This window comes from Bacteroides sp. An269 (assembly GCF_002159755.1).
Classification (GTDB): Bacteria; Bacteroidota; Bacteroidia; order Bacteroidales; family Bacteroidaceae; genus Phocaeicola; species Phocaeicola intestinalis.
On sequence record NZ_NFJG01000195.1, the window covers coordinates 1 to 3,515 of the forward strand.

General features: G+C 38.0%; 2 protein-coding genes. Both read left to right on the forward strand.

Going from position 1 to position 3,515, the window contains the following annotated elements:
• Positions 1-244 precede the first annotated feature (244 nt).
• Entirely contained in the window at positions 245-2,563 is a 2,319-nt protein-coding gene (locus B5F71_RS19000) for a TonB-dependent receptor (protein WP_087213455.1), read from the forward strand.
• A gap of 178 nt (positions 2,564-2,741) precedes the next feature.
• A complete protein-coding gene (locus B5F71_RS19005; protein WP_052484764.1) occupies positions 2,742-3,305 on the forward strand; it encodes an RteC domain-containing protein in 564 nt (187 codons plus the stop codon).
• The last annotated feature ends 210 nt before the right edge of the window (positions 3,306-3,515 follow it).

Consider the following 3,515-nt stretch of genomic DNA (forward strand, 5'->3'; position numbering starts at 1 on the left):
TCGAATTTTATTTGTACCTTTTCAGCGCCTTGTTACGATTTTCGCTTGTTTTCTAATTGCAACACTAAGATAAGTGAAAAATCTGACACGGCAAAATCCTGAGCAACTTATTGTTGCTCAGGAACTTATAAATAAAGTTATAAAGTTAAATTATAGTGTTGCGGAATTAAGGTTATCATTTATTCATGAGGTTTATGATGCAGATGCTATATCTGTATCCGTAACCCATTATAAGAAAACAAGTATGGACTTTAATAAAGCTCGATTATTATATCTTATCGTATTTTTCCTGTATTCCGGCCTAAGTGTGTCCGGACAATCGATTCATGTTTCAGGAAGAGTACTTCAACAAAATACGCAAACACCTGTTGAGTTTGCTAATGTCGTTCTATTCAAACAAGATTCAGTCTTTCTGAAAGGAACAACGACAGACACTATCGGAAGATTTGAATTTGAAAATCTTCCCACAGATAATTATGTGCTGTCAGTATCCTGTTTAGGATTTGAAACAAAGCGGATTTTGATACAGAATCTGACGGAATCAGCACAAATAGATGTGTATTTGAATGAAAATGTTTTGTTACTTGGGGAAGTGGTGATTTCTGCTTCTTCCACAATAAACAAGATTAACCAACGGATTGTGTTCCCGACAAAATTGCAAATCAGCCATTCTGCCAACGGAATGCAATTGCTGAATACAATGATGCTTCCCGGCTTGAACATCAATCCGATGCTGAATACGATTTCATCATCCGACGGCGGGAAAGTCATTTTGCAGATTAACGGCGTAAATACCACGCCGGAAGAAATTCAGACCTTGCAACCCCGCCAAATCAAGCGGATAGAATATTCGGATTATGCAGGTATCCGATACGGACATGCTTCCAAAGTTATCAACTACGTGGTAGTAAGGGATGATAAAGGCGGTGTTGTTGGTGTGGATTTGATGAACTCGCTGAATATCCTTGCAGGGGGCGATGTTTTCTTTGCCAAATTCAACAAAGGAAAATCGGAATATGCTTTGAACTACACCGCAGCGTTTCAACGCATCAACACGAATAACAGAAATCGCACAGGTAGTTATCAGTTTGAAAATTCATCCCCTATATTGAGGGAAGAAATCAGTGCCGGAGGTGATTATTCGTACCAAATGCATGATTTTTCGCTGACATACAACTATCAGCAGAGCGATTCGGCTTTTTTCAATGCCAAGTTGAAATATAATCTGAGCAATCAGCCTCACAACGATTTCAACAGTTTTCTAAAAGAGAATGGCACGGACAAAGGGTTGATTTTTGACGGAAGTCAGCAAAAAATTAATGTTTCTACCATCGACTTGTATTACCAGTATGGTTTACCCAAAAATCAGAAAATATATGCTAATGTGGTGGGGAGTTATGCGAACGCAGCATCTTCGCGGAATTACTGCGAATACAACGATGTTGATACTCTTTTCAGCGAACGTTCGGAACTGTTTTCCGATAAATATTCACTGATTGCCGAAGGCATATACGAAAAAGGATTTGCCCATGGAAATTTGAAATTCGGGATAAAACATATTCAGTCGTTTACAGAGCAGACAATTAATCAGGGCGAGGAATTCAAATCGGATTTGAATCAGGCGGAATCGTCGGTTTTTGCAGAGTGGTTTTATAGTAAGGGCAAATTCAGCTATAGCTTGGGACTTCGCCTGAATCGCCTGCATTTTTCCAATGTATCTGTTACCAAAAGCTATTACCATTTCTTACCCAAAGCGATGGTTGGCTATCGGTTCAGTGATAATTCTTTTATCCGGTATGATGCGGAGATGAGTCAAACGAATCCAACCCTGATGGAGTTGGCCGACACGGAAATCCGTCTTGACTCGTATCTTGCCGAGAAAGGGAATCTGTTGCTTCAACCGTACCTGAATCTGAATAATAATTTATATTACGAAAACAGAAAAGGGTTGTTCGCTTTCAATGCAAGCCTGCATCATCACTACAAACACAATCCTATCATGGAATCGAAAAGAGAACATGGAAATGTGTTCCTGACAATGCCCGAAAACATGAAAGATTGGAATAAGTATAATGCGGAGATAACATTGAAAGTAGGGATGATAAAAAACTTCCTGCAATTTTCGGTTACAGGAGGCTTCAACCACTTTGACAGTCGTGGGAACAACTATTCGCATACCCATTCTAATTTTTATTACAGGGCAGATGTTTTGGCAATGTATAAGAAATGGATGCTGATAGGCCAGCTACAGCCTTTTGACGAAAGGTTATACGGCGAAACCGTCATAAAGGATGGTAATTATCACTACTTGGCTATCCGGTACAATGCGACTAATTTTTCTTTTGGCATAGGTGCGTTCAATCCGTTTAAGAATGTTTCCCGAACCATTATGGAAAACAAAAATGCACAAGCGCCTTTCCGAAGAGAAAGTTTTAGCGATGCATCCCGAATTCTCGTTGCCACGCTCACTTGGAATTTTAATTTCGGAAAAACTCATCTTGTCGGTACTAAATCGCTGAATAATCAGGATACCGACTACGGAATCAAAGGAAGTTATAAGTAAGATTAGGTGTTGATTTCAACAAATTCTGTATTATGTATTTCTGGCAAATCTATCACTAATTATCTTTCAGCGACATGTTGTTGCTTCGCGTTCACTGAATCCTATCGGAATTCAGTGAACGCCTTTGTGTGTCGTCAACTGACGATATCATCCTTTTTTTTACTCAAAATCAATAAAAATGAAAGATAAGATAAAAAACATTGCAGAAAAATTAGAACATCAAATCAGGATGCATGAACTCGATTTAAATGACAGGATTAAAGATATTCCTCAAATAATATTGCTGTTGGAACAGGGGTTCTCGGAATTGAAAGAAATAGTTTCGTTTTATAAGTTCAAAAGTGAAATGGATGAAATATTCTTTTTCAAGATAATAAAACCCAAGTTTTTTAGTAAACTAATCTATTACAGGAAAGTGTATAACATCGAAATGATGCGCCCCAACGGACAAGATTGTGTGCTGAAAAATTATTTCATCAATGAACTGAATCAGTTAGAGAATTTCTACAATAAGAACATTGATTTCTATAAATACTACCGTTCGGGAAGTACGCATTTGGATAAGTACTTTTTTCTGAGAGGAAAACAAGATATTCAAATGACAATGGAAACATTTTATTTTGAAAGAGACCCTAATTTTTCTACGATTTGCGATTTTAAAGTTGCAAAAATAGTAGCAAACGAAATGTTGCGAATTTATCTGAATCCTAAAATCCGCAACTATCATCCAATACACGATTAAGGGTAGATTTATGAGTCGTTAGTAGCAGCTTTCAGTAAAAAGCAACAGCACAACATCAATATGTAGCCACCATCCCCTTACCCCACGATGCGACTTGAGGTAATACGCAGATTCAAACCGGAAAGAAAGGATTCTTATCCGAATTCTGTTTTGAAGGGTTTTGCATAAGCTCGGTTCTCTGTGTAGATATTCAGCACGTATTGCCTTGCA

Excerpts from the sequence above, each read along its gene's own strand:
- B5F71_RS19000 (WP_087213455.1), top strand. The coding sequence starts at position 245 with ATGGACTTTAATAAAGCTCGATTATTATATCTTATCGTATTTTTCCTG.
- B5F71_RS19005 (WP_052484764.1), top strand. The coding sequence starts at position 2,742 with ATGAAAGATAAGATAAAAAACATTGCAGAAAAATTAGAACATCAAATC.